The sequence below is a fragment of the Parafannyhessea sp. genome, from assembly GCF_051876455.1.
GTDB lineage: Bacteria > Actinomycetota > Coriobacteriia > Coriobacteriales > Atopobiaceae > Parafannyhessea.
This window is the reverse complement of record NZ_JBJEHW010000035.1, coordinates 1-5,276: the sequence shown is the minus strand read 5'-3', so window position 1 is coordinate 5,276 and position 5,276 is coordinate 1. Positions and strand designations below refer to the sequence as shown.

4 protein-coding genes and 1 pseudogene are annotated in these 5,276 nt (G+C 68.2%); 4 read left to right on the top strand and 1 reads right to left on the bottom strand.

The genetic code is table 11. The annotated features are described in order from the left end of the window. Positions 1-266: DUF3955 domain-containing protein (locus ACI38Z_RS01685; RefSeq protein WP_439788453.1), on the top strand; the 266-nt coding region annotated here is incomplete at its 5' end. Positions 267-299: 33 nt separating this feature from the next. Here the strand turns inward: ACI38Z_RS01685 and ACI38Z_RS01680 are convergent. Further along, a complete protein-coding gene (locus tag ACI38Z_RS01680) occupies positions 300-1,349 on the bottom strand; it encodes a threonine aldolase family protein (protein WP_439788452.1) in 1,050 nt (349 codons plus the stop codon). Positions 1,350-1,526: 177 nt separating this feature from the next. Between ACI38Z_RS01680 and ACI38Z_RS01675 the strand changes: the two are divergent. The 3 genes and pseudogenes from ACI38Z_RS01675 to ACI38Z_RS01665 all read left to right on the top strand — a co-directional run. Continuing rightward, a pseudogene (locus tag ACI38Z_RS01675) lies at positions 1,527-2,428 on the top strand (LysR family transcriptional regulator). A gap of 127 nt (positions 2,429-2,555) precedes the next feature. Next, on the top strand, positions 2,556-4,364 hold the full coding sequence (locus ACI38Z_RS01670) for an ABC transporter ATP-binding protein (RefSeq protein ID WP_439788451.1): 1,809 nt from the start codon (positions 2,556-2,558) through the stop codon (positions 4,362-4,364). Then, positions 4,351-5,276 (top strand): ABC transporter permease (locus ACI38Z_RS01665; RefSeq protein WP_439788450.1); only part of this gene is annotated, 926 nt, incomplete at its 3' end. The genes ACI38Z_RS01670 and ACI38Z_RS01665, both read left to right, overlap by 14 nt.

Below are 5,276 nucleotides of genomic sequence, written 5' to 3'. Positions count from 1 at the left end.
GGAAGCTCATACGCGACGGAAGCGAGGGCAGGCGCGCCCGCATGAACGTGACGGCCCTTGCGATTGGCTGCGCGCTCATGCTGATGGGCGCGTTCTGCGTGTTCGTGAAGGCGAACTCCGTGGAGTACATCGACTCCGCCGGCATCCTGCACGAGAACTTCTTCCTGCTGCCGATGGCGGCACTGTTCGTGATTGCGGGGCTCGTCACCATCGTGGCGGCAGGCGTGTCCAAGCTCGTGCGCACGCTTCGCGACCGCCGCGGGTAGGGCTGACGTCCGGGTGGCGCGTCTCGGGCGGCGCTATCCCAGGATGCCCGAGCCCAGGGCGCTCACGAGCGCGTCCACCTCGGCATCCGTGGTGGACCAGCTCGTGGCGAGCCGCACCACGGTATGGCCCAGGTCCGGCTTCTCCCAGAAGCTCGCGAGCGCGACCTCGCCCAGGCGCTGCGCCTGCTCGTCCGTCAGCACGGGGAAGACCTGGTTCGTCTGCGTGGGGTGCGCGAGCCCGCAGCCCGCATCCTCGAACGCGCGCGACACGCGGCGCGCCTGCGCCACGGCCGCCTGGCCGATGCGCCCGTACAGCCCGTCCTCGAGCAGCGCCTCGAACTGCACGCCGAGGAGCCTGCCCTTTGCCAGGAGCGCGCCTCGCTGCTTCGCGATCGTGAAGAAGTGGCGCACGGTGCCGGGCCGCGGGAAGACGAGCGCCTCCCCAAAGAGGGTCCCGCACTTGGTCCCGCCGATGTAGAAGGCATCCGCAAGGCGCGCCAGGTCCGGAAGCGTCACGTCGTTCTCTGGCGCGCCGAGCGCGTAGGCGAGCCTTGCGCCGTCCACGTAGAGCCTCAGGCCGTGCGCGTCGCACGCGCGGCGCAGCTCCTCGAACTCCGCCCTCAAGTACAGCAGACCATACTCGTTCGGCTGGGATATGTACACCAGCGCCGGTTGGACCATGTGGTCGCGGTTGCCGTCCTTCTCCCACAGCGTCATGTACCCGTCGATGTCCGCGGCGGCAAGCTTCCCGTCGTGCCCCGCGAGCTCGATCACCTTGTGGCCGCCCGCCTCGATCGCGCCCGCCTCGTGCACGCTGACGTGGCCGGACGTCGCGGCGATCACGCCCTCGCAAGGCCCGAGGAGGCTGAAGATCGCGACCTCGTTCACCTGCGTCCCGCCCACGAGGAAGTGGACCTCGGCGCCGGGCGCCGCGCACGCCTCGCGGACGAGCTCGCGCGCATGCTCGCAGTGGGCGTCGAGCCCGTAGCCGGCGCTCCTCTCGTGGTTGGTCCGCACGAGGCGCTCCATCACGGGGTCCGCGCATCCCTCGAGGTAGTCGGATTGGAAGTCGAGCTTCTCCATGGTTGGCACATCCCTTCCGCCCCGCGCTGCGCGAGGCGTCCTCCGGCGCATCCGCCGGTCCCATCTGTCGCTCCATGGCCATGTCTGAGCTCGGGAACCACTATAGTCTGCCTGCAGTCATGATTCTTCGTGCTTATAATCATGCTTGTAATGACATTTCATCATTAGAGGTGACCCATGGACGCAACCAAGTGCGAGGCGCTCATCGCCGCGGTCGAGGGCGGCTCCTTCACGGCGGCGGCGCGGCAGCTCGGCTACACGCAGTCCGGCGTCACGCGCATGGTCGCGTCGCTCGAGTCCGAGCTCGGCTTCGCGCTCTGCGTCCGCACCAAGCAGGGCGTGCGCCTGACCGAAAACGGCCGTCGCATGCTGCCCCACCTGCGCGAGCTCGTGCGCGCCCAGCGCGTGGCCCAGGAGTCCGGCGCGGAGATCCGCGGCGTGCTCTCCGGCGCGCTCACGGTCGGCTCCTACTACAGCATCTCCGCCATCTGGATGCCCACGGTGCTTCGCGAGTTCGAGAAGGGCTACCCCGAGATCGACGTCGCGATCCGGGAGGGCGGCAACACCGAGATGGGCCAGTGGCTCAACAGCCGCGCCGTCGACCTGTGCTTCTGCGCGCAGCCGTCCAAGGGCACCTACTGCGACTGGATCCCGCTCTACCAGGACGAGATGGTCATGTGGCTGCCGGAGGGCCACCCCTACGCCACCGCCGCGAGCTACCCCATCCGCGAGCTGGAGCACGAGGCCTTCATCCACACGCTCGCCAACCACACGACACGGACCAGGACCGCCTCATCCGCGAGGAGGGCCTCCACGTGCAGGACCGCTACACCACGAGCGACGGCTTCACCACGTACAACATGGTCGAGGCGGGCCTCGGCGTGAGCTTCAACCAGCGGCTCATCAGCAGACGCTGGAGCGGCCGCGTGGCCGAGGTCCCCTTCGAGCAGCCGCGCCGCATCTCGCTCGGCGTGGCCGTCCCCTCCCTCGCGGAGGCGTCGCCCGCGGCACGGCGCTTCATTGCCTGCATCCAGCAGCTGATGCCCCGCCTGCGCGAGCTCGCCGGCGTGCCCGCGTAACCCGTCCGCACCTCCTCCGCCCACTTCGGTGGGGACTTTCGGCTGCTTGCGGCATCAGGTCATAAACGTCAACGGATTGTAATAGCCTAACTACCGAAAATCCGTTGACATTCCTGGAGGCAGAGTTATGACCAACACCACTCAGGCACCCTCCGTGCCTGCCGCGTCCCCCGCGGGTGACGCCGGGACGGGTGACCTTCGCTACGTGTCGCACTACATGCGCGGGCACCGCCTCGACCTTGTCGGAGCGGCGGCGCTCATCTTCGTCGAGACCGTCTGCGAGCTCGTAATCCCCTTCCTCATGGCAAGGATCGTGGACGTGGGCATAGCGGAGAAGAACATGGCCCTCGTGTTCGCGACCGGCCGCCAGATGCTGGTGGTCGCCGTGATCGCGGGCGTCTGCGGCTTCGCGTACTCGCGCCTCTCCGCGCAGGCGGCCATGGGCTTCGGCGCCAACCTGCGCGAGGCCGAGTACGAGCACCTCCAGGACTACTCGTTCTCCAACCTGGACGAGTTCGACTCGTCCTCGCTGGTCACGCGCCTCACCACGGACATCACCGTCATCCAGAACGCCTTCGTCATGGGCATCCGCCCGCTGCTCAGGAGCCCGGTCATGCTCGTCGCCGGCCTCGTGCTCGCCTGCGCCATGAGCGCCCGCCTCGCCGTGGTCTTCTTCGTAATCATCCCGCTGCTCGCGGTCGCGCTCTGGCTCATCGTGCGCCACGTGGCGCCTCTCTACGCCGTGCTGCAGGAGGCGATGGACCGCCTGAACGAGACGCTCCAGGAGGACCTCGTCGCCATCCGCGCCATCAAGGCGTACGTGCGCGAGGGCTACGTGGAGGAGCGCTTCGCGGCCGTCAACTCCGACCTCGCGGACACGGCCACCCACACGTTCTCGGGCGCCGTCCTCAACATGCCCGTATTCCAGACCGCCATGGCCCTCGCCAACGTGGGACTGCTCTGGTTTGGCGGGCTCATGGTCGCCAAGGGCCAGATCGGCGTGGGCACGCTCACGGGCTTCATGAGCTACGTGCTGCTCATCATGAACTCGCTCAACATGATCTCCAGCGTGTTCCTGCTGCTCGCGCGTGCCATCACGAGCATCGGCCGCGTCTGCCAGGTCCTGCGCGAGGAGCCCTCGATGGACCCCAACCCATCCGGCCTCAAGCAGGTGGCAGACGGCTCCGTCGAGTTCCGCGACGTCTCGTTCAAGTACAACCCCGACGCCAAGGCCAACGTGCTCGAGCACGTGTCCCTGCGCTTCTCGCCCGGCTCCACCGTGGGCATCCTGGGCGGAACCGGCTCGGGCAAGACGTCGCTCGTCCAGCTCATCCCGCGCCTGTACGACGCCACGGAGGGCCAGGTCCTCGTGGGTGGGCGAGAGGTGCGCGACTACGACGTCCACGCCCTGCGCGCGGGCGTGGGCATGGTGCTGCAGAAGAACGTGCTCTTCTCGGGCACCGTCCGCGACAACCTGCGCTGGGGCAACCCGGACGCCACGGACGAGCAGATCCTCGCGGCGTGCCGCGTTGCCTGCGTGGACGAGTTCCTCGACCGCATCGGCGGGCTCGACGCGGACCTGGGCCACGGCGGTGGCAACGTGTCCGGCGGCCAGAAGCAGCGCCTCTGCATCGCGCGCACGCTGCTCTCCAACCCCAGGGTCGTCGTGTTCGATGACTCCACCAGCGCCGTGGACACCGCGACGGACGCCCGCATCCGCGCAGGGCTCGCGCGGCTTCCGGGCGTGACCAAGGTCGTCATCGCGCAGCGCGTGAGCTCCGTCATGGACGCGGACCAGATCGTGATCCTGGACGACGGCCGCGTGCACGCGACGGGCACGCACGAGGAGCTGCTCGCGAGCGACCCAATCTACCAGGAGCTCTACTACTCTCAGACGGCAACCGCGACGGAGGGGGACGCCCATGGCGCAGAGTAAGGCATCGGGCGCGGCGCGCCCCAGGAACATGCGGCACACGCTCAGGCGCTTCGTCTCGTACATGGGGCACGCCAAGTTCCACATGCTCGCCGTGACCATCCTGGTCACGCTGGCAGGCGCGGGCAACCTCGCCGGCACGTACATGATCAAGCCGGTCGTCAACCGCGTGGCCGCGGGCGACATGCGCGGCTTCGTCTCCACGGTCGCGCTCACGGCCGCGATCTACGGGGTCGCGGTCCTCTCGGCCCTCGCGTACACGCAGGTCATGGTGCACGCCGCGCAGCACATCGTGTTCGACATCAGGCGCGACCTGTTTGGCCACATCATGAGGCTGCCGCTCTCGTGGTTCGACCGCACGCGCAACGGCGACGTGATGAGCTACTTCACCAACGACGTCGACACCATCAGCGAGGCGCTCAACAACAGCTTCGCCAACATGCTGCAGGCCGCGATCCAGACGGTCGGCACGCTCGTCCTTCTCCTCGTGCTCAACTGGCGGCTCACGCTCGTGACGCTGGCCTGCGACGCCGTCGTGGTGGTGTACACGCGCTTCTCGGGCAAGAGGTCCAAGCGCTACTTCGCCATGCAGCAGCGCACGCTCGGCGCGCTCGACGGCTACGTGGAGGAGATGATCGCCGGCCAGAAGGTCGTGAAGGTCTTCAACCACGAGCCGGCCAACCTCGCGGGCTTCCGCGACCTCAACGAGGACCTGCGCCGCACGGGCACCAACGCCCAGGCCTACGCCCTCACCATGGTCCCCACCACCGTCGTGATCGGCTACCTCAACTACGCCGTGGTCGCCGTGCTGGGCGCCGTCATGGCGATCCACGGGCAGACGGACGTGGGCAGCCTCGCGAGCTACCTCGTGTTCGTGCGCCAGGCCACCATGCCGCTCAACCAGCTCACGCAGCT